Annotated in this window: 26 protein-coding genes and 1 tRNA gene; 17 read left to right on the top strand and 10 right to left on the bottom strand. The window is 67.8% G+C overall.

Features of this window, described 5'->3' with window-relative positions; translation table 11 throughout:
* Positions 1–37: 37 nt before the first annotated feature.
* From MRBLWO12_RS02855 to MRBLWO12_RS02840, 4 genes are read left to right on the top strand one after another with little or no spacing between them, the layout of a single operon-like run.
* A complete protein-coding gene (locus tag MRBLWO12_RS02855) occupies positions 38–268 on the top strand; it encodes an exodeoxyribonuclease VII small subunit (RefSeq protein WP_363552496.1) in 231 nt (76 codons plus the stop codon).
* Entirely contained in the window at positions 265–909 is a 645-nt protein-coding gene (locus tag MRBLWO12_RS02850) for a DUF4245 family protein (RefSeq protein WP_363552494.1), read from the top strand. Before MRBLWO12_RS02855 ends, MRBLWO12_RS02850 begins: the two co-directional genes overlap by 4 nt.
* A complete protein-coding gene (locus MRBLWO12_RS02845; RefSeq protein ID WP_363552492.1) occupies positions 906–1,565 on the top strand; it encodes a carbonic anhydrase in 660 nt (219 codons plus the stop codon). The genes MRBLWO12_RS02850 and MRBLWO12_RS02845 overlap by 4 nt, the downstream gene beginning before the upstream one ends.
* Positions 1,562–2,980: a class II fumarate hydratase gene (locus tag MRBLWO12_RS02840; protein ID WP_363552490.1), complete on the top strand. Its 1,419-nt coding sequence runs from the start codon at positions 1,562–1,564 to the stop codon at positions 2,978–2,980. The genes MRBLWO12_RS02845 and MRBLWO12_RS02840 overlap by 4 nt, the downstream gene beginning before the upstream one ends.
* A gap of 242 nt (positions 2,981–3,222) precedes the next feature.
* On the opposite strand, the gene MRBLWO12_RS02835 is transcribed toward MRBLWO12_RS02840, so the two are convergent.
* The 4 genes from MRBLWO12_RS02835 to MRBLWO12_RS02820 all read right to left on the bottom strand — a co-directional run bounded on the left by MRBLWO12_RS02835 (position 3,223) and on the right by MRBLWO12_RS02820 (position 7,671).
* Complete coding sequence (locus MRBLWO12_RS02835) at positions 3,223–3,837, bottom strand: hypothetical protein (protein WP_363552488.1); 615 nt, start codon at positions 3,835–3,837, stop codon at positions 3,223–3,225.
* A 326-nt stretch (positions 3,838–4,163) separates the two neighbouring features.
* Positions 4,164–5,549 carry a PhoH family protein gene (locus tag MRBLWO12_RS02830; protein WP_414685436.1) on the bottom strand — a complete coding sequence of 462 codons (1,386 nt, stop codon included), beginning with the start codon at positions 5,547–5,549 and terminating at the stop codon, positions 4,164–4,166.
* A 160-nt stretch (positions 5,550–5,709) separates the two neighbouring features.
* The gene (locus tag MRBLWO12_RS02825) at positions 5,710–6,840 is read right to left on the bottom strand and encodes an aminotransferase class V-fold PLP-dependent enzyme (protein WP_363552486.1); all 1,131 of its coding nucleotides are present in this window, start codon (positions 6,838–6,840) and stop codon (positions 5,710–5,712) included.
* Between the two features lie 51 nt (positions 6,841–6,891).
* Positions 6,892–7,671 carry an isoprenyl transferase gene (locus MRBLWO12_RS02820; RefSeq protein ID WP_363558504.1) on the bottom strand — a complete coding sequence of 260 codons (780 nt, stop codon included), beginning with the start codon at positions 7,669–7,671 and terminating at the stop codon, positions 6,892–6,894.
* 84 nt (positions 7,672–7,755) lie between these two features.
* On the opposite strand from MRBLWO12_RS02820, the gene trhA reads away from it, so the two are divergent.
* From trhA to MRBLWO12_RS02780, 8 genes are all read left to right on the top strand, one after another.
* The gene (trhA, locus tag MRBLWO12_RS02815) at positions 7,756–8,493 is read left to right on the top strand and encodes a PAQR family membrane homeostasis protein TrhA (RefSeq protein ID WP_363552484.1); all 738 of its coding nucleotides are present in this window, start codon (positions 7,756–7,758) and stop codon (positions 8,491–8,493) included.
* Between the two features lie 128 nt (positions 8,494–8,621).
* On the top strand, positions 8,622–9,479 hold the full coding sequence (locus MRBLWO12_RS02810; RefSeq protein WP_363552482.1) for a MetQ/NlpA family ABC transporter substrate-binding protein: 858 nt from the start codon (positions 8,622–8,624) through the stop codon (positions 9,477–9,479).
* Positions 9,479–10,543: a methionine ABC transporter ATP-binding protein gene (locus MRBLWO12_RS02805; RefSeq protein ID WP_363552480.1), complete on the top strand. Its 1,065-nt coding sequence runs from the start codon at positions 9,479–9,481 to the stop codon at positions 10,541–10,543. Before MRBLWO12_RS02810 ends, MRBLWO12_RS02805 begins: the two co-directional genes overlap by 1 nt.
* On the top strand, positions 10,540–11,199 hold the full coding sequence (locus MRBLWO12_RS02800) for a methionine ABC transporter permease (protein WP_363552478.1): 660 nt from the start codon (positions 10,540–10,542) through the stop codon (positions 11,197–11,199). Before MRBLWO12_RS02805 ends, MRBLWO12_RS02800 begins: the two co-directional genes overlap by 4 nt.
* On the top strand, positions 11,196–12,356 hold the full coding sequence (locus MRBLWO12_RS02795) for an aminotransferase class I/II-fold pyridoxal phosphate-dependent enzyme (RefSeq protein ID WP_363552476.1): 1,161 nt from the start codon (positions 11,196–11,198) through the stop codon (positions 12,354–12,356). The genes MRBLWO12_RS02800 and MRBLWO12_RS02795 overlap by 4 nt, the downstream gene beginning before the upstream one ends.
* Positions 12,353–13,483 (top strand): iron-containing alcohol dehydrogenase family protein, encoded by a 1,131-nt coding sequence (locus tag MRBLWO12_RS02790; protein ID WP_363552474.1) that lies wholly within the window; start codon positions 12,353–12,355, stop codon positions 13,481–13,483. Before MRBLWO12_RS02795 ends, MRBLWO12_RS02790 begins: the two co-directional genes overlap by 4 nt.
* A 12-nt stretch (positions 13,484–13,495) precedes the next feature.
* Entirely contained in the window at positions 13,496–13,969 is a 474-nt protein-coding gene (locus MRBLWO12_RS02785; protein WP_363552472.1) for an S-ribosylhomocysteine lyase, read from the top strand.
* Complete coding sequence (locus MRBLWO12_RS02780) at positions 13,944–14,741, top strand: SDR family NAD(P)-dependent oxidoreductase (RefSeq protein WP_363552470.1); 798 nt, start codon at positions 13,944–13,946, stop codon at positions 14,739–14,741. Before MRBLWO12_RS02785 ends, MRBLWO12_RS02780 begins: the two co-directional genes overlap by 26 nt.
* Before the next feature lie 25 nt (positions 14,742–14,766).
* Here MRBLWO12_RS02780 and MRBLWO12_RS02775 read toward each other — a convergent pair whose 3' ends face one another.
* The gene (locus MRBLWO12_RS02775) at positions 14,767–15,051 is read right to left on the bottom strand and encodes a hypothetical protein (protein WP_363552468.1); all 285 of its coding nucleotides are present in this window, start codon (positions 15,049–15,051) and stop codon (positions 14,767–14,769) included.
* 68 nt (positions 15,052–15,119) lie between these two features.
* Between MRBLWO12_RS02775 and MRBLWO12_RS02770 the strand changes: the two genes are divergently transcribed.
* Both MRBLWO12_RS02770 and greA read left to right on the top strand, forming a co-directional pair.
* A complete protein-coding gene (locus MRBLWO12_RS02770) occupies positions 15,120–15,506 on the top strand; it encodes a DUF4307 domain-containing protein (protein WP_363552466.1) in 387 nt (128 codons plus the stop codon).
* A gap of 96 nt (positions 15,507–15,602) precedes the next feature.
* Positions 15,603–16,091: a transcription elongation factor GreA gene (gene greA, locus MRBLWO12_RS02765; RefSeq protein ID WP_363552464.1), complete on the top strand. Its 489-nt coding sequence runs from the start codon at positions 15,603–15,605 to the stop codon at positions 16,089–16,091.
* 75 nt (positions 16,092–16,166) lie between these two features.
* Here greA and ilvA read toward each other — a convergent pair whose 3' ends face one another.
* Entirely contained in the window at positions 16,167–17,396 is a 1,230-nt protein-coding gene (gene ilvA / locus MRBLWO12_RS02760; protein WP_363552462.1) for a threonine ammonia-lyase, read from the bottom strand.
* Positions 17,393–18,589, bottom strand: coding sequence for an AI-2E family transporter (locus tag MRBLWO12_RS02755; protein ID WP_363552460.1), 1,197 nt, complete (start codon positions 18,587–18,589; stop codon positions 17,393–17,395). The genes ilvA and MRBLWO12_RS02755 overlap by 4 nt, the downstream gene beginning before the upstream one ends.
* Before the next feature lie 76 nt (positions 18,590–18,665).
* Between MRBLWO12_RS02755 and MRBLWO12_RS02750 the strand changes: the two genes are divergently transcribed.
* Together MRBLWO12_RS02750 and MRBLWO12_RS02745 are read left to right on the top strand one after the other, a co-directional pair.
* Positions 18,666–19,925, top strand: coding sequence for a winged helix-turn-helix domain-containing protein (locus MRBLWO12_RS02750; RefSeq protein WP_363552458.1), 1,260 nt, complete (start codon positions 18,666–18,668; stop codon positions 19,923–19,925).
* Positions 19,922–20,824, top strand: coding sequence for a hypothetical protein (locus tag MRBLWO12_RS02745; protein ID WP_363552456.1), 903 nt, complete (start codon positions 19,922–19,924; stop codon positions 20,822–20,824). Before MRBLWO12_RS02750 ends, MRBLWO12_RS02745 begins: the two co-directional genes overlap by 4 nt.
* A 15-nt stretch (positions 20,825–20,839) precedes the next feature.
* Here the strand turns inward: MRBLWO12_RS02745 and MRBLWO12_RS02740 are convergent, their stop codons facing one another.
* From MRBLWO12_RS02740 to MRBLWO12_RS02730, 3 genes are all read right to left on the bottom strand, one after another.
* The gene (locus tag MRBLWO12_RS02740) at positions 20,840–21,406 is read right to left on the bottom strand and encodes a LemA family protein (RefSeq protein WP_141872626.1); all 567 of its coding nucleotides are present in this window, start codon (positions 21,404–21,406) and stop codon (positions 20,840–20,842) included.
* A 91-nt stretch (positions 21,407–21,497) separates the two neighbouring features.
* The gene (locus MRBLWO12_RS02735) at positions 21,498–22,811 is read right to left on the bottom strand and encodes a D-arabinono-1,4-lactone oxidase (RefSeq protein ID WP_363552454.1); all 1,314 of its coding nucleotides are present in this window, start codon (positions 22,809–22,811) and stop codon (positions 21,498–21,500) included.
* Entirely contained in the window at positions 22,808–24,055 is a 1,248-nt protein-coding gene (locus MRBLWO12_RS02730; protein WP_363552452.1) for an amino acid deaminase/aldolase, read from the bottom strand. The genes MRBLWO12_RS02735 and MRBLWO12_RS02730 overlap by 4 nt, the downstream gene beginning before the upstream one ends.
* Before the next feature lie 91 nt (positions 24,056–24,146).
* Here MRBLWO12_RS02730 and MRBLWO12_RS02725 point away from each other — a divergent pair.
* A tRNA-Leu gene (locus MRBLWO12_RS02725) sits at positions 24,147–24,219 on the top strand.
* Position 24,220 lies beyond the last annotated feature (1 nt).

The raw sequence follows: 24,220 nt of genomic DNA, 5'->3' as shown, positions 1-24,220 counted from the left end.
CATCGTCGCTGTCAGCCGCACGCCGTAGGATGGAGGAGTGAGCGCTCTGAACGACACCCCTCTGGAGACGCTGTCGTTCGAGGCAGCCCGTGACGAGTTGGTCAAGGTCGTCGCCGAACTCGAACAAGGGGCTCCGACGCTCGAGCAGTCCCTCGCCCTCTGGGAGCGCGGCGAAGCCCTCGCCGCGCGCTGCGAGGAGTGGCTCCTGGGTGCGAAGCGCCGCCTCGACGCCGCCCGCGCCGCCGCATCCGACGAGGACGAGTCATGAACAAACCCGCGCCCATCGTCGCCGAGCTCGGCCGCCCGGAGACTCCGGAAGAGACCGCAGCCCGCAAGGCCGCATCCAGCAAGGCGTATCGCTCGAGCCAGACGATGAGAAGCCTGATCGCCGCGCTTCTGGTCACCGTCGCCGTCGTCGCCGTGATCATCTTCGCCGTGCCGCGCGGCGAGCCGACGACCGCCAAGAAGATCGACCTCGTCGGCATCGCAGCGAACGTCGAGTCGACCATGGAAAGCCCGGTCATCGTCCCGGATCTGGGTGACTTCTGGCGCGTCAATGCCGCGGGACTCACGAGTGGGGCGACCGTCGTGTGGGACGTCACCCTGGCACCCGCCGACGAAGACGAGCGGGGCTACATCCGCCTCGCTCAGGCTTTCGACGCAGACTCGAGCTGGGCTCCCCAGCGGTTGAACGGCATCGCGCCAACCGACACCGTCCGTATCGACGGCCTGGACTGGGATGTCTACCAGCCCGGCGGCGCCGGGGCGGAGCAGAACATCACCTACGCCATCGGGACGCAGGCCGGAGACGACTACGTGCTGCTCTACGGCGCTCGGTCCGCGGCGTCGACCGCCGACCTCGCCGAATCCCTCGTTCCGCAGATCCGCGCACTCTCGGAGGCACAATGACACACGACCTCACTCCCGCAGCCGCGTGGAAGCAGATGCGGGACGGCAACCGTCGGTTCGTCGCGGATGAGCCGCGTCATCCGAACCAGGACGTCGCCCGCCGCAAGGATCTCGCCGCAGCGCAGAATCCGGTGGCGACGCTGTTCGGCTGCTCGGACTCGCGTCTGGCGGCCGAGATCATCTTCGACCTGGGCCTCGGAGACCTCTTCGTCGTCCGCAACGCCGGCCAGGTGATCGGCGAGTCGATCGTCGCGAGCCTCGAGTACGCGGTAGCCGTGCTGAACGTCCCGCTGATCGTCGTGCTCGCCCACGACTCGTGCGGCGCCGTACGCGCGGCGATCGACGGCACCGCCATCGACGCGACGCCGCTCCCTCCGCACATCTGGAAGCTGATCTCGCCGATCGTCCCCGCCGCACGTAAGGTGCTGGCCGAGAACGGCGGCACCACGGTCGCCGAGATCGATGCCGAGCTCGTCGGCCAGGAGCACCTGCGCAACACCGTGGCTGATCTGCTCCAGTCATCTGAACTGATCAGCAACGCCGTCGCCGAGGGCCGTCTCGGCATCGTCGGCGCCAACTACCGTCTGGCCGAGGGCACGGCCGTGCCCGTCATCACTGTGGGGATCGACCCCGAATCTCAGGAGGAATCGGAATGACCGACACACATCAGCGCAGCGGCGATGCGGCGCAGTACCGCATCGAGCACGACACCATGGGTGAAGTGCATGTGCCCGTGAACGCGCTGTACGGAGCGCAGACGCAGCGCGCCGTGGAGAACTTCCCGATCTCGGGCAAGGGGCTGGAGTCAACGCAGATCGCCGCCCTCGCCCGCATCAAGAAGGCCGCTGCGCTCGCGAACAAGGAGCTCGGCACGCTCGACGGCGCCATCGCCGATGCGATCGCACAGGCCGCCGATCTGGTCGCCTCCGGCGCCCACGACGGGGAGTTCCCGGTCGACACGTACCAGACCGGTTCGGGCACGTCGTCGAACATGAACATGAACGAGGTGCTGGCGACGCTCGCGACGCGCATCCTCGGCGCGAACGTGCACCCCAACGACCACGTGAACGCCTCGCAGTCGTCGAACGACGTGTTCCCGACCTCCGTGCACATCGCCGTCACGCAGGCCCTCATCGACACGCTCATCCCGGCACTCGACCACCTCGCCGTGGCACTCGAGGCGAAGGCGGAGCTGTGGAAGGACGCTGTGAAGTCCGGCCGCACCCACCTGATGGACGCCACCCCGGTGACCCTCGGTCAGGAGTTCGGCGGCTACGCCCGCCAGATCCGTCTCGGCATCGAGCGCGTGCAGTCCGCCCTCCCCCGCGTCGCCGAGGTTCCGCTGGGCGGCACCGCGGTCGGCACCGGAATCAACACGCCCCTCGGCTTCCCGCAGAAGGTCATCGCTCTGCTCGCCGCCGAGACCGAGCTGCCGATCACCGAGGCGAAGGACCACTTCGAGGCGCAGGCGAACCGTGACGGTCTCGTCGAGGCCTCCGGCGCTCTGCGCACGATCGCGGTGTCGCTGACGAAGATCAACAACGACCTGCGCTGGATGGGCTCCGGCCCTAACACCGGTCTGGGCGAGCTCCACATCCCCGACCTGCAGCCCGGCTCCTCGATCATGCCCGGCAAGGTCAACCCGGTCGTGCCCGAGGCCGTCCTCATGGTGTGCGCCCGGGTCATCGGCAACGACGCGACGGTCGCGTGGGCCGGTGCCTCCGGTTCCTTCGAGCTGAACGTCGCGATCCCCGTGATGGGCACCGCTCTGCTCGAGTCGATCCGTCTGCTCTCGAACGCCTCGCGCGTTCTCGCCGACAAGACCATCGACGGCCTGCAGGCCAACCTCGAGCGCGCCGCGGCATTCGCCGGAATGAGCCCCTCGATCGTGACCCCGCTCAACAAGCTCATCGGATACGAGGCTGCGGCGAAGATCGCGAAGCACTCCGTCGCCAAGGGCATCACGGTGCGCGACGCCGTGATCGACCTCGGCTACGTCGAGCGCGGCGACCTGACGCTCGAGCAGCTCGACGAGAAGCTCGACCTGCTGTCGATGACCCACCCGGGTTGATCCTCGACGCCAGGCTCATTTGCACGCCTCGGGCGCATCTGCACGATCGAATCATCGATTCGGCCCGTGCATATGCGCCCGAGGCGTGCCTCTGTTCCGGGAGACTTCTCGTCCACAGGATCTGATGCCGCGAAGATCTCACCAGTTCCCGAGACCTGAGGCGCGGATACGCCAGAGTCGACTGCATGCTCGATCCTGCCACCGTCATCACGCGCCTCGGAGGCGTCGCCCGGGGAACTCAGCTACAGCGTCACGGCATAGCTCGCAAACGCCTCGCCGGCGACGTTCGGTCCCAGCGCATCGAACGCGTTCGCGCCGGTGTCTTCGCCGTGCCACGAGCGGATGCCGAGGTCCGCACCGCAGCCGCGCACGGTGGCGCCCTGACCTGCGGATCGGCGCTGCGGCGACACGGCATCTGGACGCTGGACGATGGCGGATTGCATGTCTGGCTCGGCGAGAACGGCCGCAGGCATCCGCACCCCGGATGCACATGCATCGCGCACAACTTCCGGGGCAAGACTCGTTTCGGCGCCGTCGACGTCGCCACAGCGCTCGTGCATCTCCACAACTGTGGAGGAGAGGAGGCCTTTTTCGCTGCCTTCGAATCCTCGTGGAACAAGGGCTTGCTCTCTCGTGCGGCTCGCGCGTATATCCGCACGCGTGTGCCTGCGAGCGCTCGCTGGCTCGTCGACCTCGCCCGCGGAGACGCGCAGAGCGGTTTGGAATCGCTGCTGCGACTTCGGCAGCACATCCTCGGCATCCGTCTGGACTGCCAGGTGCGCATCGATGGTGTCGGACGCGTCGACTTCGTGGTGGGAGGACTGCTCATCCTCGAAGCGGACGGCAAGGACAACCACGACGGACCATCGAACCGCCACAAGGACCTGGTACGGGATGCCGCGGCATCCGCTCTCGGCTACGAGACCCTGCATTTCGACTATGCCCGGTCGTCCATGACTGGCCCTCGGTCCAGGCGGCAGTCATCGCCGCCCTCGCGCGCCTTCGCAGCCGCGTCTGAGCCGACCTCTCCTGCACGGCCAGGGCACGGATGCACGCTCGGGGCACGGATGCACGATCACATGCTCCAATCCACCGTGCATCTGTGCGTGCGTCGTGCACGCAGCGCCCCGGCACAGAACAGCGGATGCCGAGTGCACGGCATCCGCTGTTCCGCTCTCCGACGTCAGCTGAGCTCTCCGCCCTCCAGCAGCTCGGTGACGAGGGCCGCGATCGCCGAGCGCTCCGAGCGCATCAGCGTCACATGTCCGAACAGATCGTGTCCCTTGAGGGTCTCGATCACGCTGGCGATGCCGTCATGACGGCCGACGCGCAGGTTGTCGCGCTGGCCGACGTCATGCGTGAGGATCACACGGGAGTTCTGCCCCATGCGGCTCAGGACCGTCAGGAGCACGTTGCGCTCCAGCGACTGCGCCTCGTCAACGATCACGAAGGCGTCGTGGAGAGAACGTCCGCGGATGTGCGTCAGCGGGAGCACCTCGAGCAGGCCTCGTTCGATGACCTCCTCGACGACGTTCCCGGAGACCACCGAGCCCAGAGTGTCGAACACCGCCTGTCCCCACGGCCCCATCTTCTCGCCCTGATCGCCGGGGAGATAGCCGAGCTCCTGACCGCCCACAGCGAAGAGTGGGCGGAACACGATGATCTTCTTCTGCTGTTGCCGCTCCAACACCGCTTCCAGCCCGGCGCACAGTGCCAGCGCCGACTTGCCGGTGCCGGCGCGACCGCCGAGCGACACGATCCCGACCTCCTGGTCGAGGAGCAGGTCGATGGCGATCCGCTGTTCGGCGGAACGGCCGTGCATCCCGAAGATGTCGCGGTCACCGCGCACCAGGCGGTACTCGCCGTCTCCCGTCACACGTCCGAGTGCCGAGCCGCGCTCCGAATGGATGATGAGCCCGGTGTTGATCGGCAGGCCGCGCGCATCCTCGCTGAGCCCGACCTCGCTCTCGTAGAGGTCGCTGATCTCGTCGCCGGAGAGGTCGAGAGTGGTGATCCCGGTCCAGCCGGAGTCCACCGCCTGCTCGGCGAGGTACTCCTCCGCCCGCAGACCGAGCGAGGCCGCCTTCACACGCATGGGCAGGTCCTTCGAGACGATCGTGACGTCCTGACCGTCCTGGGCGAGGTGCATCGCGACCGAGAGGATGCGCGTGTCGTTGTCGCTGAGCCGGATGCCGGCGGGGAGGACCGAGGAGTCCGTGTTCGCGAGCTCGACGCGCAGCGTGCCGCCTTCTCCGACCTCGACCGGGAAGTCCAGTCTGCCGTGCTCGATGCGCAGGTCGTCGAGGTGCCGCAACGCCTGCCGCGCGAAGTAGCCGATCTCCGGATCGTGGCGCTTGCCCTCGAGCTCCGAGATCACGACGACCGGGAGCACGACGGAATGCTCGGCGAAACGGAAGAACGCCTGCGGATCGCTCAACAGGACGGACGTATCGAGGACATACGTCCGCAGGTCCTGGTCAGGGTCTGCGGAGGCTGCTCGCCTGGCCGTCGTCTGACGGGTGGACTGCTGCGCGGTGCTGGTGGACTGCTGCGCTGTACGTGAGGTCACGACCCACTCCCGACCCGGGAGAATTCCCGGCTATTCGAAAGAGTCGACCAGGGGCCACGAGTCGCTAACCTGAAGGCCGACCCGACCGGGCTCCTTGCCCGATGCCTAGAAGGTACGACCACTCACCGACATAACCGTGCGTAGACACGCCAGTGATTCGTTACGCGCTGATGAACGTCTCGTTGCCGAATGCCGCCAGTGCCTCATCGAGAAGCGCGATGGTGGCCTGGTCCGTGCCGGCGTGCGGTGCGAGACGCACGGATGCTCCCCGCGCGGTGACCACGACGCCCGCGTTGGCGAGTGCGGCGGCCAACCGTGCAGGCTCCTGCGGCGTCAGCGCCACGATCCCGGCCCGCCGATCACGCTCACGGGGCGAGCTGACCGTGATCCCGTGCCGATCGGCGATCTCCAGCACCAGATCGACCTGTTCGGCGAGCCTGTTCTCGATCGCCCCGACACCGGCGTCGCGCACATCACGCGCGCCGATCGCAAGTCGTCCGGCGGCAAGAGTGTCCGGCCCGCTCACGGTGTACGCGCGCGCGTCAGCCGCAGGTCCCGGACGCTCGTCGACGGCGAGGCCGGAGCCCACCGTTCCGGTGATGCCACTCAACACCGGGGTGATCCGCTCTCTGGCCCGAGGCGAGAACCAGGCGAAGGCCGTGCCCCGCCCGGCGCGCAGCCACTTGTAGCCGTGCCCGACGACCACGTCGGCGACGGAGTAGTCGACGTCGATCATCCCGAACGACTGCACCGCATCGACGATGAGCAGTCGATCGGGGCCGATGAGCTCACGCAGCGCATCGAGATCGGAGCGGAACCCGGTGCGGAAGTCGACATGGCTCACCGCGAGCGCCGTGACGTCGTCATCCAGTGCCTCTGCGACGGCGTCGGCGGTGACCCGGCCGTCATCGGGCGTGATCCAGCGAGGCACCAGTGCGCCATGCGACGCGGCGCCCGCCCGCTCCAGGGTCAGACTGACGCTGGGGAACTCCGCACTGGAGGCGACCACCGTGCCCGTCATCCCATACAGCGCGTGTGCGAGCCCCTGAGTGGATGACGGCTGCAGCGTGACATCTGCGGCGTCGGCGCCCAGGAGTTCGGCGACGATCTCCTGGGCCTGGCCCAAGCGCTCTGCGACCAGCGCGAGCGACGACGGTCGCCCGCTGCCGAGCAGGTCGGCGTCCGCGAAGATCTCCTCGCGCACCGAGGGCGACAGCGGCCCGAACGCCGCCCAGTTCAGGTAGCCCGGTTCACTGTCGAAAGTGCCGAGGTAGTCGTCGAAAGCGCTCACCGCGTCATTGTGACACGTCGCCGACGCCGCCACTGGCCCGCCCGCGCCTGCTCAGCGCCCGAAGCGCCGATCCCGGTCCGCGTAGTCTCTGATCGCCCGCAGGAAATCGACCTGGCGCAGGTCCGGGCCGAGAGCCTCGACGAAGTAGAACTCGCTGTGGGCGCTCTGCCAGAGCAGGAAGTCGCTGAGCCGCTGCTCGCCGCTCGTGCGGATGACGAGATCGGGATCGGGCTGTCCGCCGGTGTACAGGTGCTCCCCGATCATCTCCGGTGTGAGATGCGCCGCCAGATCCTCCAGCGTGCCGCCCGATGCCTCGTGCGCGACGATGATGCTGCGCACGGCGTCGACGATCTCGTTGCGCCCGCCGTAGCCGACGGCCAGGTTGACGTGGAGTCCGGTGTGTCCCTTGGTTCGCTGCTCCGCGTCGGCGAGGACGCGCGCCAACTCGGGCGGAAGGATGTCGGCGCGCCCCACGTGCTGGACACGCCAGTTGCCCTCTCGGGACAGTGCCTCGGCGAGCTCGGCGATGATCTCGATCAGGTCGGCAAGCTCTGCGGAGTCACGTTTGCGCAGGTTGTCACTCGAGAGCAGATACAGCGAGACCACGCGCACGCCGAGCTCATCGCACCATCCGAGGAACTCGTGCATCTTGAGCGCACCGGCCCGATGCCCCTCTGCCGGGGTGGTGTAGCCGAGCTGTCGGGCCCACCGCCTGTTGCCGTCGATCATCATGGCGACGTGGTGCGGTACCGAGGCGGAATCCAGCTGGCGGCGCAGCCGATTGCTGTAGAGCCGATACAGCGGCCCTCGCCCCTGGCTCTCGCGTGAAATCACCTCCCTACGCTACCGTGCTCGCCGCCAGGAAGCTGAGGATATGTACGGCCACCGGCATGCGGGCGCGCCTAGAGTGAGGCTGTGAGCACTCCCGAATCCACCGGCGAAGATCTTCCTCAGCTACCCCTCCTCGACGCTGCCGCCGTCGATGAAGCGGTGGCCGAGATCCGCCCGACGTGGCGCGGTTGGATCCACGCCGGCACCTTCCCGGTTGCCATCGTCGCCGGTATCGTGCTGATCATCGTCGCCCAGGGCGGTGCGGCGAAGTGGTCGGCCGCCGTCTTCATGGCGAGCTCGCTGCTCCTGTTCGGCAACTCCGCTCTGTACCACCGCTTCGACTGGAAGCCCCGTGTCAAGCTGATCCTGAAGCGGATCGACCACGCCAACATCTTCCTGCTGATCGCGGGAACCTACACGCCGCTCGCCACGCTGGCGCTCCCTCCGGAGAAGGGCACGCTGCTGCTGAGTCTCGTGTGGGGTGGCACCGTCGTCGGCATCCTGTTCCGCGTCTTCTGGATCCACGCGCCCCGCTGGCTCTACGTGGCCCTCTATCTGCTCATGGGATGGGCGGCAGTGATGTTCATGGCCGACCTGTTCGCGGCCAACGTCGCCATGATGATCCTCGTGATCGTCGGCGGGCTGCTCTACACCGGCGGCGCCATCATCTACGCGCTCAAGAAGCCCAACCCGTGGCCGGGCCGATTCGGCTTCCACGAGATCTTCCACGTCTGCACGGTCCTGGCATTCCTCTGCCACTGGACCGCATGCCTGCTCATCGCGCTCGCGCCGCTCTCCCCCTCGCTGGGCGTTCCCCTCTGAGGGGCTGAGGACTCCGGGCCCCATCGGAGCGGATCGTTTCGACACGGTTCGTAACAGGATGACGGAGGAGGTTCTCTCGGCCGTTAGGTTCGAGAAACCCGCCCATCCTCGTTCTCCGGAGTGTCCTCATGCGTCGAATCAGTCGCGTCATCGCCCTGTCCGCATCCACCGCCCTCGTCGCCGTCCTCGCGTCCGGCTGCTCGTCAGCGCCGTCGACCTCCGCGGACGACGGCTCGAGCGCGTCAGCCAAGAAGACGATCACGATCGGCTTCACCCCCGGGCCCTACCTCGAGATGTTCACCGCGGGCATCGAACCGATCCTCGAAGAGGAGGGCTACACGGTGGAGACCAAGGACTTCACCGACGGCGTCATCGTCAATGTCGCGCTCAGCGACGGAGAGATCGACGCGAACATCATGCAGCACCCTGTCTATCTCGAGGCGATCAACCAGCAGGAGGGCCTCTCCAACGCGGCGCTCGTCCAGGTGCCGGGTCCGCCGATGGCGCTGTTCGGCGGAAAGAAGTCCACCCTGGACGAGGTCGAGAAGGGGTCAACCGTCGCCGTGCCGAACCAGCCTGCGAACGAGTACCGTGCACTCAAGGTGCTCGAGTCCGTCGGCTGGGTGACCCTCTCCGACGACATCGACCCGGCCACGACCTCGTTGGCCGACGTCGTCGACAACCCGCACGATCTCGCATTCGTGGAGATGGAGAACGCGCAGCAGGTCCCTGCTCTCGCGGACGTCGACTACAGCGTGATCCAGGGCAACTTCGTCGTGTCCGGAGGGCTGAAGCTCACCGACGCGCTGCAGCTCGAGGATCTGACGGACGAATTCTCCGTCGTCGTCGCCGTCGATGAGAAGAACCTCGACAGCGAGTGGGCGAAGGCGATCGAGGCGGCGTACGAATCAGACGCCTTCGCCGACTACATCGCATCGAACGAGCAGTACGACGGCTACCACCTCCCGGCCGCCCTGGAGCGCTGATGACGGCGTCGAGTCAGGGACTCGGCGCCGCGGCGTCCGATCTGACGACGACAGCCGTCCGGCTGGAGGGTGTGACCCGTCGGTACGGTCGCGGCGGTGAACAGCTCACCGCCCTCGACGATGTCACCGTCGCCGTTCGCCGCGGGGACATCTTCGGCGTCATCGGGCACAGCGGCGCAGGCAAGAGCACCCTGATCAGAATGGTCAACGCCCTGGAGGCACCGACGTCCGGGATCGTCCAGGTGGACGGCGTCGATCTCGCCTCGCTGTCGACGGCGGAGCTGCGAGCGGCACGCAAGCACACCGCCATGATCTTCCAGCAGTTCCAGCTGCTGGACACGGTCACGGTCCTGGACAACGTGGCGCTGCCCCTGAGACTCGACGGCATCGGACGGCGCGAGTCCCGTGAGCGCGCCACGGAGGCGCTGGAATTCGTGGGGCTGGGTTCGCGGCTCGGCGCGTACCCGGGCCAGCTCTCCGGCGGACAGAAGCAGCGCGTCGGCATCGCACGCGCCATCATCCGCAATCCTGCGGTGCTGCTGTGCGACGAGGCGACGAGCGCCCTGGATCCTTCGACGACTCTCCAGATCATCGACCTGCTCAGAAGGGTGAACCGAGAGTACGGAACGACGATCCTCGTCGTCACGCACGAGATGGACGTGATCAAGAACCTCTGTCACTCCGTCGCGGTGATGGAGGGCGGGCGCATCGTCGAGCAGGGCACGGTGATGGACGTCTTCGTGCGACCGCAGACGGCCATCGCGCAGGCATTCGTCGGAACCGTCATCCCGCACGAGCTTCCGGAGCGGGTGCGTCGTGCCGTCGGCGGGCACCCCCTGTGGCGGCTGAGGTTCATCGACGAGGAGGTGACGAGTCCGATCGTCGGCGCTCTCATCTCCGACTTCGGCCTGCGCGTCAACATCCTGCACGCCGACATGACCGATATCCAGGACCGCACGGTCGGCCACATGGTCGTCCAGGTCGAAGGCGATGACAGCCAACGGAAGGCCGCGTTCAGCTACTTGACCGACCGGATCGTCAGCGTCGAGGAGGTCATCCTGTGATCGACACTCTGCTCACTCCCGAGCTCTTCCTCGAAGCGCTCGGCGAGACGCTCTACATGCTGGGGATCTCCCTCTTCTTCGGGTCGCTCCTCGGCATCCTGCTCGGCATCGCCGTGGTCGTGACCCGACCCGCTGGGGTGCTGCCCAATGCGGTGATCTCCTTCGTGCTCAATGCGTTCATCAACGTCGTGCGGTCACTCCCGTTCATCATCCTGCTCGTCGCGATCCTCCCGTTCACCCGGCTGATCGTCGGCACCTCCATCGGAGTGAACGGGGCACTGGTTCCGCTCATCCTCATGGTCGCGCCTTACATCGGCCGGCTCGTCGAGAACTCCCTCCTGGAGGTTCCCGAGGGCATCGTGGAAGCCGCGAAGTCGATGGGAGCGACCCCCGTGCAGATCTTCGTACGGTTCCTCCTGCCCGAGGCACGGGGATCTCTCGTGCTCGCGCTCACGACCGCGACGATCGGCCTTCTGGATGCGACCGCCATGGCCGGAACAGTGGGAGCCGGGGGCATCGGCGACCTCGCCATCTCCTACGGCTATCAGCGGTTCGATGGGGTGACGATGCTCGTCACCGTGGTGACGCTCGTCGTCATCGTGCAGCTCATCCAGCTGTTCGGCACCCGCCTCGCCCGGAAGCTGCGACGTCGATGACGGCGCTGCGCGCTGCGGCACGGGTCGAGAACCTCCCGCCGAACTTCTTCGGTGCTCTCGACCGCGCCGTCGCGCAGGCGCGCGCGGCGGGCCTGGACGTCATCGACGTGTCCAAGGGCAACCCCGATCTCCCGACGCCGGCGCACATCGTCGCGACGATGCAGGCCGCGGTGGCTGATCCTGTCAACCACGGATACCCCGCGTACCGGGTGCGGCCTGCGCTCTCGCACGCGATCGCCGCGCGGTACCAGGAGGATCACGGCGTGGTGCTCGATCCCGACACCCAGATCGCCGCGTTCCACGGCTCGCATGAGGCACTGATGGCCGCGATTCTCGGGCTCGTCGACGAGGGACGGACGCTCGTGGTACCTGATCCCGGCTACCCCGCCTACGCGACAGCGGCAGAGCTCGCGGGCGCCGAGCTGCGCACCCTCCCGCTGGATCGAGCACGCGGGTACCAGCCGGACTTCGCCACGCTGCGCGATCTCGACGACGCTGCGGCGATCCTGCTCAACTACCCCCACAACCCCACCGGAGCAGTCGCCACCGTTTCGACGTTCGACGATGCGGTCGCGGAGAGCACACGACTCGAGGCGGCCGTCATCAACGACTTCGCCTATTCGTCTCTCGGATACGACGCACGCCCCCTCTCCGCGCTGACGGTCGACACGAGCAGGACGGTCGAGGTCTCCACGCTCTCCAAGACCTACAACATGGCCGGATGGCGGATCGGCTTCGCTGCCGGCGCTGCCCCGCTCATCGCGGCGATGCGGAGCTACCAGGCGCACGCGTTCAGCACCATCTTCGGGGCGACGCAGGATGCGGCGGCCGCGGCTCTCGCCGGGGACCAGGAGGTCGCACACGACCTCCTGGCGACATACCTCGCCCGCCGCGACCTCGTCGTGGATGCGCTCCGCGCCCAGGGGTGGGATGTGGTCGCGCCCTCCGGGACCTTCTTCGTGTGGGTGGGGCTCCGCGGAGACGACGATGTCGCCTTCGCGGAACGTCTGCTCGCCGAGCACGGCGTCGCCGTCGCCCCGGGAAGCGGCTTCGGCGCCGGTGGGGCGGGGTTCATCCGCATCAGCCTCGTGCATCCGCTGGAGCGTCTCCACGAGCTCGTCGAGCGGCTCGCCGTCGCGAAGGGGGCGCAGCGATGACGCGGACGCGCGTGCGGCCGGGGCCCGCGATCGTGCACTCCGGCATCGGCGCGATCGACGAACTGCCGGGACTCCTGCACAGAGACCGCATCACCAGGGTGCTGTGGGTGCACGGCGCCCACTCGCTTCGCGCCGCCGCACCGTTTCTCCCCGATCTGAGCGCCGTCGAGATCATCGACGCCGGATTCACGAGCGAGTGCAGTCCCGCCGAGATCACCCGCCTTCAGGATCTCGCCACGAGCAGAGGCGCAGACGCGGTACTGGGGCTCGGCGGCGGAAAGGTGCTCGACACCGCCAAAGCGGTCGGGCATCCGCTCGCCTTGCCCGTGTACCTCGCTCCGACGCTCGTCAGCACCTGCTCGGGGTGGTCCGCCGTCAGTGTCTACTACGACGACGAGCACCGTCACCTCGGCCATGAGATCTGGGACACACCGACTCGAGGACTGCTGCTGGATCCGCGGATCGTGTTCGACTCGCCCGTCGCGCTCTTCGTCTCCGGCATCGCGGACACCATCGCCAAGCACGTCGAGACCCGCGCCGCATTCGACCGGGCCGACACCGCAGACACGTTGACGGCGTTCGGCGGACTGGCCGCTGCACGCTGCGGAGAGCTGGTCTCCAGCCACGGAATCGCGGCAGTCGACGACATGCGCCGAGGCGTCCGCAGCGAGGCGTGGGCCATCCTCGCCGAAGCGTGCGTGATCACCGCGGGCCTCGTCGGGGCGCTCGGCGCCGAAGCCGGCAGTGCCACTGCCGCGCATCCGATCGGTGACGCGCTCAGTGCCTTCGTGCAGACGCGCGACCTCCTGCACGGAGTGAAGGTCGCATATGGCATCCTTGTGCAGCTCGCATATGAACGCCGATGGGAGGAGATCGACCGCATGAACGAGCTGTACGCGGCTCTGGGCCTCCCCCGCTCGCTGGCGGACCTCGGCCTCTCGGCACAGGACCCCGCAACGCTCGGCACGATCGCCGAGATCGCGACAGGAGAGCACTCGAGCGTGCATCTCCTCGATCCGTCGCCGTCCGCCGCCGAGCTCATCGCCACCATGCACGCCCTCGAAGACCGTCAGTCCCGACTCGACCGCGTCGCGCTCGCTCACCATTCCGTCCCCACCGTCTCCTGAAAGGAACATCCCATGGCAGAAGTCGAAAGCTTCACCCTCGACCACACCGCGGTCCTCGCGCCCTATATTCGCCTCATCGCGGTGGAGCAGGGTCCGCATGGCGATGCGATCTCCAACTTCGACGTCCGTTTCGTGCAGCCCAACGAGGGCGAGATCCCGACTGCCGGCCTGCACACCATCGAGCATCTGCTGGCGAGCCTGCTGCGCGACCACCTGGACGGCGTGATCGACATCTCCCCGTTCGGCTGCAGAACAGGGTTCCATCTGATCACCTGGGGCGAACCCGCCGTCGCAGACGTCGCACATGCCGTGCGCGAGAGCCTCACCGCGATCGCCACCGACATCACGTGGGAACAGGTCCCCGGAGTCGATGAGGTCAGCTGCGGGAACTACCGTGACCACAGCCTGCACAGCGCTCGCGAATGGTCGAAGCGGATCCTCGCTCAGGGGATCAGCCTGGATGCATTCTCCCGCGTGGGCGTCTGACGTGTTCGAGGAGCTGCACGGGCGAGTGGTCCTGGTCACGGGCGGGGCCAGCGGCATCGGCGCAGGCATCGTCGATGCCTTCCTCGCAGCGGGGTCGACCGTCGTCGGAGCGGACCTCAGCACTCCGGAGGGAGGGCTGCGCGAGGGCCGGGAGCGGGAATGGTCGCTGCATCTCGACGTGTCGGACGAGAACGCCGTCGACACCGCGCTGGAGGCGATCGAGGAGCAGGTGGGGCCGGTCGACGTCGTCGTGATGGCCGCCGGAACCTCGACGCTGGCGTTCGCGACCGAGACCACCGAGCAGCAGTGGGATCGCAACCTCGACGTCAACGCGAAGGGTTCGTTCCTGGTGGCCAAACATGTGGCGAAGCGCCTCGTGTCCGCCGGACGGAAGGGGCGGATCATCTTCATCGCCTCGCAGGCCGGTAAGAACGGGTATCGCGGAATGACCGCATACGTGGCGTCGAAGCACGCCGTGCTCGGGGTGACGAAGAGCATGGCGGTCGAGCTGGCTCCGCACGGCATCCTCGTGAACGCGATCTGCCCGGGGATCATCGAGACGCCCATGAAGCACCGCGAGCGCATCGAAGGGGGTGCCATTCGGGGGATGTCGGCCGAGGAGATCGCCGCAGAGGATCGTTCCCAGGTACCGCTCGGACGGACGGGGACGCCGAGTGACGTCGCGGGAGTCGCTCTGTTCCTGGCAAGCGATCTCGCCGGCTACATGACGGGGCAGGGCCTCAACGTCACCGGCGGCATGACGATGCACTGAGCTCTCACCGTCACGCCCACTCGCCTCACGTGCGGGTGTCGCCCTCGTCGCCCTCGCGGACGATCGGCAGGTCGGCATCCGTCTCGGTGGCCTCGTCGGCGGCACGTGCGGCTTCTTCTGCGTCGAGCTCCTCGCGCACCTCTTCGCGGTAGCGCACTCGGCGGATACGGCGGTTCATGTCCCAGATCAGCAGGATGACCGCGATCACGATGATGACGATCACCGCGAAGCCCACGAAGCCCGGAGTGACAGCCTCCGGCGCCACCGTCATGGTGGGCGTCGGCATCGGGGTCTCGGTCAGAGCGAGCATGTGTCTGCCTTTCGTGCGCAGGTCGCATAACCTGGAAGTACCAGCCTAACGACCGGAAGACCCCTCCCGTGACGACAGCAGCACAGCTCGACGACCGATACGGCCGCACGCGGAAGCGTCGGGGACCCTGGATCGTGGGAATCGTCATCGCCGCACTCGTGGTCGGGGCGTTCAGCTGGATGACCGTGACGCAGTCCATGTCCTCCGTGGACGCCGACGATCTGGGCTTCGATCTGGTCGACGAGCACTCCGTGGAGGTCCGGTTCCAGGTGACCGGGGTGCAGGGCAAGGATGTCATCTGCATCGTCGAGGCCCTCGACGAGGAGTTCGGCGTCGTCGGCTGGAAGCTCGTCGACATCGCCGCAGGAGAGAGCCATTCGACGGCGGTGTCCGCCACTGTTCCGACCGTTGCTGCGGCCACCACAGGTTTGGTGAACACCTGTTGGGTCGCTTAGACTCATCGCAGACAGACGACGCCCTGGCACCGTGCCGGGGCGTCTTGGCATATCCCCCGCAGTACGCGCCGGGATACCGAAAGAAGGAGCTTCGTCATGTCCACCGACGCTCAGGTTCCCTTCCTCACGCAGGAAGCGTATGACCGACTCGTCGCCGAGCTGGAGCACCTGTCGACCTTCGGTCGCGACGAGATCGCCAAGCGCATCGAGGCCGCCCGCGAAGAAGGCGACCTCAAGGAGAACGGCGGCTACCACGCTGCGAAGGATGAACAGGGCAAGCAGGAGGCCCGCATCCGCACCCTCGAGGGTCTGCTGAAGACCGCGAAGGTCGGCGAGGCTCCCGCCAGCCGTGGCATCGTCGAGCCCGGTACGGTCGTCACCGCCATCGTCGCCGGGGGCGAAGAGGTCTTCCTGCTCGGCAGCCGCGAGATCGCCGCAGGTAGCGACCTCGACGTCTACAGCGAGGCGAGCCCGCTCGGCCAGGCCATCCTCGGACTCAAGGTCGGCGAGAAGTCGTCGTACGAGGCGCCGAACGGCCGCTCGATCGCGGTCGAGATCGTGAACGTCGAGACGTACACCGGCTGATCCGTCCCCGAGACACGAGAGCGCCCCTTCTGCCGTAGCAGGAGGGGCGCTCTGCGTTCCGTCGCGCGATGGCGCTCAATCCGGGACGAGGATCGGCTCGAATCCGGCAGCGCGGAGCGTGTCGAGAGTGTGCTCGGAATGCTCAGGACCGCGAGTCTCGACGCTGAGCTCGAGGATGACCTCACTGATCTGCAGACCGTGACCGTGACGCGTGTGCATCGCCTCGATCACGTTGGCCCCGGCGTGTGCGATCAGCTCGGACACGCGCGCCAACTGTCCGGGACGGTCGGGAAGCGGGATGCGGATCGTGAGGTAGCGACCGGAAGCCGCGAGCCCGTGGGAGACGACCCGCTGCAGCAGGAGCGGGTCGATGTTGCCTCCGGAGAGCACCGCCAGGGTCTTGCCCGTCGCGGGCACCTTGCCGGCGAGGATCGCGGCGACCGCGGCGGCGCCGGCGGGTTCGACGACCACCTTGGCCTGCTCGAGAAGCACCAGGATGGCGCGGGCGAGATCATCGTCAGAGACGGTGACGACCTCATCGACGTGGTCCTTGATGATGTCGAAGGGGATGGCGCCGGGGCGCGCGACCAGGATGCCGTCGGCGATGGTCGGGCGCGTGACGATGTCGACGGGGTGGCCGGCCGCGAGAGACGGCGGCACGGCAGCGGCATTCTCCGCCTGCACACCGATGATGCGGACCGTGCGGCCCAGTTGCGCGGCGCGAGCCTTCACCGCGGCAGCGACGCCGGCGATGAGACCTCCGCCGCCGATGCCGAGCACGATCGTCTCGACGTCGGGGGCGTCCTCGAGCAGTTCGAGGCCGAGCGTGCCCTGGCCGATCACCACATCGCGGTGGTCGAATGGTGGGATGAGCACCGCGCCCGTACGCTCGGCGAACTCGGCGGCGAGCCGGAGCGACGTGGCGACCGTCTCGCCCTCGAGCACCACGTCGGCACCGTAGCCCCGTGTGGCGAGCAGCTTGGGTACCGGAACACCCAGCGGCATGAAGATCGTGGCCGCGATACCGAGCTCCTGGGCGGCGAGTGCGACACCCTGCGCGTGGTTGCCGGCGGACGCCGCCACGACGCCGCGTGCGCGCTCCTCAGCGCTCAGGCGGGACAGCCGGTATGCGGCACCGCGGATCTTGAAGGACCCGGTGCGCTGCAGATTCTCCATCTTCAGCACGACGGGAACCCCGAGGATGTCGGAGAGGGCTCGCGACGGCAGCGTCGGCGTGTGCGAGATCACCTCAGCCAGACTCTGAGCTGCATACTCGAACTCGGCCAGGCTGGGGACTTCGCTCATTGATTCCTCCGTCTCCGCTCACGCGGTACTGTGCTCCAGATCAGGTCTCCGCTCGGGTCGACGCCGGTGCGCCACGACCCGGTGCTCAGGGTCACCGCGGCGACGTTGACGAACGCCGCCAACGGCACCGCGAAGAGTGCACCGGGGATGCCGGCGATCATGGCGCCACCCGCGACGACGAGGACGACGGCCAGCGGATGGACCTTCACGGCGGATCCCATCAGGATCGGCTGCAGGATGTGTCCTTCGAGCTGCTGCACTGCGAGCACGACGAGGAGCATCCACAGCGCGATCCAGGGACCGTTGTAGACGAGGGCGAGGAACACGGCGACGGCGCCGGTGACGACGGCACCGACGATCGGGATGAAGGAACCGAGGAACACCAGCACTGCGACGGGCAGTGCCAGTGGAACCTGCAACAGGAAGGCTCCGAGACCGATGCCGACGGCATCGATCGTGGCGACGAAGAGCTGTGTCCGCGCGTAGTTGACGATGGTCTTCCAGCCATTGTGTGCGGCACCGTCGACAGCCTGACGTCCGTTGCGCGGGAACAGCTTGAGCGTCCAGCGCCAGATGCCGGCGCCGTCGGCGAGCAGGCAGATGAGGATGAACAGGGAGAGCACGGCGCCCGTGGCGACGTGGCCGACGGTGGTGCCGATCGCGAGCGCACCCGTCCACAGCACCTGCGCCTGCTCATTGAGCATGTCGAGGCCCTGCTGGAGGTAGTTCGCGATCTGCGTGTCCGACAGGTTGAGCGGTCCGTCGTGGAGCCACACCTGGAACTGGTCGAAGGCCTCTGCCGACCTCTTCTGCACATCGGGCAGCTCGACGCGCACCTGCCAGATGACGAGCCAGAGCAGCCCACCGACGATGGCGGCGGTTCCCAGCAACGCGATGAGGATGGCCAGCCACCGCGGGAACCGGTGGCGCAGCATCCAGTCGAATGCCGGCCACAGCAGAGCCGTGATGAGGATTCCCACCATCAGCGGGATCACGAGCAGCTTGAGCAGCATGACCAGCCAGATGAACACGCCGATCGCCGCGGCGAGCAGCAGCAGCCGCCAGGCGTAACCCGCGGCGACACGCAGAGTGAGCGGCACCGCCTCGTCAGCTTCTGTCGTCACCGTGCGGTCTGTCGTGACCGGGCGCGGACGGAAGAGATCCCTCAGCCTGGGCCGCTGCTCGTCGCTCATCGCCCAAGTCTACGGCGATCACGGGAGCGCACGATGCCGCGAGTCGGATGTCGTCGGCCGACGATACGCTGACGGCGTGACAGACACTCTCAGCCCCGCTCAGGCGCGACGGATGGCACTGGCCGCTCAGGGGTTCACCCGCGCGCGTCCGGTGTCGGTCTCTGCCGCGCACATCCATCGCGTGATGGACCGCATCGGAGTGCTGCAGATCGACTCGGTGAATGTGTTCGCCCGCTCGCACTACCTCCCGCTGCTGTCGCGGCTCGGAGCCTACGATCCTGCGCTGCTCGACAAGGTCTTCCTGTCGCGGACGACGCACTATGTGGAGTACCTGGCGCACGAGGCCACCTTCATCCCGATCGAGGACTGGCCGCTCTGGCAGTTCAGGATGGACGACTTCCGCCGCCGGTGGTCGGCCGAGGACTCCTGGGCGAGCAGCAACGCCCGCACGCTGCAGTGGGTGCAGGACGAGCTGCGCACACGTGGACCGCTCCGACCCGCCGATCTCCGCGCCGATGCCCCGCGCGAACGCGGCACCTGGTGGGACTGGGATGACGTCAAGCTCGCGCTCGAGCACCTGTGGCGCACGGGTGATGTGGCGATCAGTGGGCGCAAGGGGTTCGAGCGCACGTACGCGCTCGCAGCGCAGGTGATCCCGGAGCACATCCGGCGGCAGGAGATTCCCCGAAGCGAGGCCATCCGCACGTTGGTCGCCCGCGCAGCACGCTCCTCCGGTGTCGCCACGCAGTCCGATCTGGCCGACTACTACCGGATCCGCGATCGCGCAGCAGTCACTCAGGCGATCGCGGACCTCACCGATTCCGGCGAGCTGCTTCCCGTGCAGGTACGCGGGTGGGAGCGTGGCGGACGTCCGCTGCCCGCCTGGCGCCACCGTGATGCCGTCCTCCCCCGCCGTGTCGACGCGGCAGCTGTTCTCACGCCTTTCGACCCGGTCGTCTGGTTCCGCGACCGGGCGCTGCGCGCCTTCCACCTCGACTACCGCATCGAGATCTACGTACCGGCCGAGAAGCGTCGCTACGGCTACTACTCGCTCCCCGTGCTCGTCGGCGACCGCATCGTCGCCCGCGTCGACCTCAAGGCCGACCGTCCCGCATCGACCCTTCAGGTGCAGTCGGCCTGGTGGGAGCCGCAGGCGAAACCGGAGGATGCGGAGCGGATCGCCTGCGAGATCGCCCTCGCAGCGACCTGGCAGGGGTTGGAGCACGTCTCCGTATCGGGCTGGGGCGACGCCGCCGATGCGATCCACGGCGCCCTCCGCGGCGACGCTGCGGCATCCGTGCGCCGCCATACTCATGCCAGGGAGCATTCCGGATGACACGCCGCGCGGTGTGGCTGCTCGCCGGCGCCGTCGCGCTGGTGCTGATCGTCGGGGCGGGTCTGTGGATCTGGCACTCCACGAGTCGGCCCGCATCGACGGAGGACACGGCGCTCGCCTACCTGCACGCGCTCGAGTCCGGCGACGCCGAAGCACTCACCGCGGTGAGCGCGGCGGCGTCGAAGGCCGCCCTCACCGCGTTCGCGGCGGCGGACGCACGCATCCAGGAGGTTGCGCTGACCTCCGTGGACCAGAGCGGGGACACCGCGACTGCTGAGGTCTTGTTCGTGCTCGGCGGCGAGCAGCACGCCGCGTCGCTGTCGCTGTCGCACACCGGTGGACGCTGGAGAGTGGACGCGTCCGGTCTCGGCAGCGTGCGTGCCGAGGCCTCAGCGGGCGGCTTCGTCGCTATCGGCGACGCGACCTTCGCACTCGGCGAGGAGATCGCCCTCTTCCCCGCCGTCTACTCGATCACGGTCGCGCCGAGGGGGTTGCTCGACGGCGAGACCGACGCGATCGTGCTCCCGGGAGAATCGGTGCGGGCCGCACTCGACGTGACGCTCCTCCCGGCGGCGACGGAGGCCGCGCAGTCCGCATTGGACGAGCACCTCGCCCAATGCACGGAGGGCGGGGACGTCATCCCGTCCGGGTGCGGCATCCGCATTCCCTGGGGCACGGAGTTCCGGGAGGTCAGCGACATCCGTTATCGCGTCGACTCGTCACCCGTGCTCACGCTGAACGCGACCGGATTCGACGCCGCGAAAGGCGTGTTGGTCGCGACCGTCACCGGCACAGGGCAGGACGGCGTCACCCGCACCACGACCTATCGGACCGAGTCCTGGAATCTCCGCGGCGACATCGCCTTCACAGAGACGGGAGTGGAACTCTCGGTCTGGTGACGGCGAAGGCCGACGTCAGAACTGAACGCGCGGAGGCTCCGAGATGGCACCGCTGTCGGCGACCTCGAAGAACTCGCGCTCCGTGAAACCGAGCCCCTTGGCGAAGAGGTTGTTCGGGAACACCTTGATCTTGGTGTTCAGCTCCCGCACGCCGCCGTTGTAGAAACGACGCGCCGCCTGGATCTTGTCCTCGGTGTCGACCAGGGCCTGCTGCACCTGGAGGAAGTTCTGGCTGGCCTGCAGCTGCGGGTACGCCTCAGCGACCGCGAACAGACTGCGCAGGGCCTGCTGTAGATGTCCTTCAGCGATACCGGCCGCACCGGGACTGCCGGCGTTCAGCGTCTCGGCGCGCGCACGAGTGACGTTCTCGAAGACCGCCTTTTCGTGCGAGGCATAGCCCTTGACGGTCTCGATGAGGTTGGGGATGAGATCGGCTCGTCGCTTGAGCTGCACCGTGATGCCGCTCCACGCTTCGTCGACTCTGACGTTCAGCTGCACCAGCGAGTTGTACGTCGCCCACAGATAGATCCCGACCAGCAGAATCACGCCTACGACGATCAGTACTGGCACAAGCCATTCCATCAGAGGCCCACCCTTCCTCGTTTTGTCTCATCCTATCGGCGCTGTCTGCACGTGTACTGGGCACGGCGCCCGCCGCGGCTGTGAATCCGCCTCAGGCTCCGAGCACGCGCTCGAGATAACGGTTGCCGAAACGACGCTCCGGGTCCAATCGGTCCCGCAATGCCAGGAAGTCATCGAAGCGCGGGTACCGCTCTCGGAGCCTCTCCGCGTCGAGCGTGTGGAGCTTGCCCCAGTGCGGACGACCACCGTGCGCCAGCATGATCTCCTCCACGGCTTCGAAGTACGCCGTGGGGTCGGCACGCCAGTAGCGGTGAACGGCGATGTAGCCCGTCGCTCGTCCGTGCGCGGTCGACAGCCACCTGTCGTCCTCTGCGGCGAAACGTACCTCGATCGGGAACTCGATCCGCCAGCCGCGCTGCGTGATCAGCGCCTGCACGGCCCGGAAGGCCGACACGACGTTCTCGGCAGGCAGCGCGTACTCCATCTCCCGGAAGCGCACCGTTCGGCTCTGGGTCAGCACGCGGTTCGATAGATCGGTGTACTCGCGGTTCCCCGTGAGCTTCACCGCCAGACGGCTGAACGGCGGCGTCACTGCAGGAACCACCTGTCCGGCTGCGCAGACCACCCGGTACACGCCGTTGGAGAGCAGCGTCTCGTCGATCCACCTGCCGATGACGGGGAGCGGCCGGCGCACCGTGGACTCCGGCATCCGTGTCTGACGCTTGGTGAGGGCGACCTCGGTGTGGGGGAACCAGTAGAACTCGAAATGATCGGATGCCGCTGCCCGCTCGCCGAGCGTCGCCAGCACGTCTTCCAGAGGTGCGGGCTCGTCGATCGCGTGCATGACGAATGCGGGCACGCACTGCAGCGTCACCTCCACGATGATGCCCAACGCGCCGAGGCCGAGAGCGACGGCCGGCAGCAGCTCGCTGTTCTGCTCCTCATCGATGCGCAGGAACTCACCCGCCGCGGTGACCAGGGTGATACCGACGACCTGTGTCGCGAGGCCCCCGAATCCGGTGCCGGTCCCATGCGTTCCCGTGGAGATGGCGCCCGAGATCGACTGCCGGTCGATGTCGCCGAGGTTCTGCATCGCCAGGCCGTAGCGCGCCAGCAGCGCGGGGATGCGGTGCAGCCTCGTGCCGGCGAGGAGAGTGACCCGACCGGTGACGGCATCCGCCGCGACCAGGCCCTGCAGGTCGTCGAGCTCGAGCAGGACTCCGGGCGCGACCGCGATCCCTGTGAAGCTGTGTCCGGCACCGACCGCCTTGATGGCGAGGCCCTGAGACGCCGCGGCCTGAACGGCCCGCTGGACCCCCTCCGGGCTTCTCGGGCGTTCCACCCTCACCGGCCGGACCGACGCCGACCGTCCCCAGTTCTGCCACGTGCCGCCGATCCTCGTCACAGGAACGCCTTTCCCTCGCCGCGGTATGTGGGCAGTTCGTCGATGACCTCGTCCCCGGACACCAGGTGATACTGCTCGACGCGCTCGGCCGGCTCACCGCTCTTGGAGTGCCGGAACCAGACGCGATCGCCCACCCCCAGGCTCGACGCGGCCTTGCCCTGGAGCGGAGTCTGCACCTCGCCCGCCGCCTCTCGCGGAAGGGTGTGCAATCCCTGCGGCCACGCCGGGAGCGGCTGGCGCGACGCGACGGGAGGACCCGAGGCGATCCAGCCGCCGCCGAGCACGGTTGCGATGTCTGCGGCCGGGCGTCTGACGACATCGAACGCGAAGGCCGACGCGGGTGCCGGCTGGAATGAGCGGTAGCCGTCGAACAGATGGCCACCGAGTAGACCGCTCCCGGCGCTGGCTTCGGTCAACGACTCGTCGCTGCCGGTGAACTCGAGCGAACCCGTGCCGCCGCCGTTGATGATCTCCAGCGCCGCGACACCGCTCACCGCATCGACGATGGCCGCGCGCCGCTCTCGCAGCTCCGCACGCGACCGCGCCTGCACGAGACGGATCAGGGGCGCATCCGGGCCGGCATCATCGCCCTGGCCGGCGATCTGCGCGTCGTACATCTGGAGGCCGACGAGACGGAACCCGGGTCGTGCCACGACCTTGCGCGCGAAGGCGACGACCTCGCCCGCGCTGAACAGTGCGGAGCGGCGCACGCCGATATGGCCGAGGACGGCCGACCGCCAGGAGGCGTCCACATCGATCGCGACGCGGATCTCCGGGCGCTCCCCCGGTCCTGCCACGCTGTCGATGAAGTCGAGATGCACGGGGTCGTCGATCATGAGGGTGATCCGCTGTGCGGCACGCTCATCAGCGAAGAGCTGTTCGAGGCCGGCACGGTCGACCGTGGGGTAGCCCAGCATGATGTCGTCATGGTCCTCGGAGAGCCAGAGTGCCTCAGCGAGGGTGAAGGCGAGGATGCCGCGGTATCCCGGCAGCCGCAGCACCGCATCCAGCACGGCGCGCACGCGCACCGACTTGGATGCGACACGGATGGGAAGGCCACCCGATCGGACGAGCAGATCCATCGCGTTATAGCGCAGCGCCTCCCGATCGATCACCGCCACCGGGGCGGGAAGATGGCCGGTCGCGGCGGAGAGTCGCGGCCAATAGCGGGCGGGATCCTCCCACTCCGGGGCGACAGCGAGGGTGCCCTCGACGGGGCTCAGTTCATCGGTGAGATCGAGCACTCCCCCACCCTACGGCCTGACCGTACCCGGGATCACGTCTCACGACACCCCGTCGCAGCGGACGCTGCCCCGATAGGCTGGCGAGGACGACGCCCCCGTAGCCCAATGGCAGAGGCAGGCGACTTAAAATCGCTTCAGTGTCGGTTCGAGTCCGACCGGGGGTAC

This window comes from Microbacterium sp. LWO12-1.2, from assembly GCF_040675875.1.
Classification (GTDB): domain Bacteria; phylum Actinomycetota; class Actinomycetes; order Actinomycetales; family Microbacteriaceae; genus Microbacterium.
This window is presented reverse-complemented; position numbering and strand designations above follow the sequence as displayed.

Coding starts and splice junctions, on each gene's coding strand:
- MRBLWO12_RS02805 (WP_363552480.1), top strand. CDS start 9,479: ATGACGGCGTCGAGTCAGGGACTCGGCGCCGCGGCGTCCGATCTGACG.
- MRBLWO12_RS02795 (WP_363552476.1), top strand. CDS start 11,196: ATGACGGCGCTGCGCGCTGCGGCACGGGTCGAGAACCTCCCGCCGAAC.
- MRBLWO12_RS02740 (WP_141872626.1), bottom strand. CDS start 21,406: ATGGAATGGCTTGTGCCAGTACTGATCGTCGTAGGCGTGATTCTGCTG.
- MRBLWO12_RS02810 (WP_363552482.1), top strand. CDS start 8,622: ATGCGTCGAATCAGTCGCGTCATCGCCCTGTCCGCATCCACCGCCCTC.
- MRBLWO12_RS02850 (WP_363552494.1), top strand. CDS start 265: ATGAACAAACCCGCGCCCATCGTCGCCGAGCTCGGCCGCCCGGAGACT.
- MRBLWO12_RS02745 (WP_363552456.1), top strand. CDS start 19,922: ATGACACGCCGCGCGGTGTGGCTGCTCGCCGGCGCCGTCGCGCTGGTG.
- MRBLWO12_RS02845 (WP_363552492.1), top strand. CDS start 906: ATGACACACGACCTCACTCCCGCAGCCGCGTGGAAGCAGATGCGGGAC.
- MRBLWO12_RS02840 (WP_363552490.1), top strand. CDS start 1,562: ATGACCGACACACATCAGCGCAGCGGCGATGCGGCGCAGTACCGCATC.
- MRBLWO12_RS02755 (WP_363552460.1), bottom strand. CDS start 18,589: ATGAGCGACGAGCAGCGGCCCAGGCTGAGGGATCTCTTCCGTCCGCGC.
- MRBLWO12_RS02775 (WP_363552468.1), bottom strand. CDS start 15,051: ATGCTCGCTCTGACCGAGACCCCGATGCCGACGCCCACCATGACGGTG.
- ilvA (WP_363552462.1), bottom strand. CDS start 17,396: ATGAGCGAAGTCCCCAGCCTGGCCGAGTTCGAGTATGCAGCTCAGAGT.
- MRBLWO12_RS02785 (WP_363552472.1), top strand. CDS start 13,496: ATGGCAGAAGTCGAAAGCTTCACCCTCGACCACACCGCGGTCCTCGCG.
- MRBLWO12_RS02780 (WP_363552470.1), top strand. CDS start 13,944: ATGCATTCTCCCGCGTGGGCGTCTGACGTGTTCGAGGAGCTGCACGGG.
- MRBLWO12_RS02790 (WP_363552474.1), top strand. CDS start 12,353: ATGACGCGGACGCGCGTGCGGCCGGGGCCCGCGATCGTGCACTCCGGC.
- greA (WP_363552464.1), top strand. CDS start 15,603: ATGTCCACCGACGCTCAGGTTCCCTTCCTCACGCAGGAAGCGTATGAC.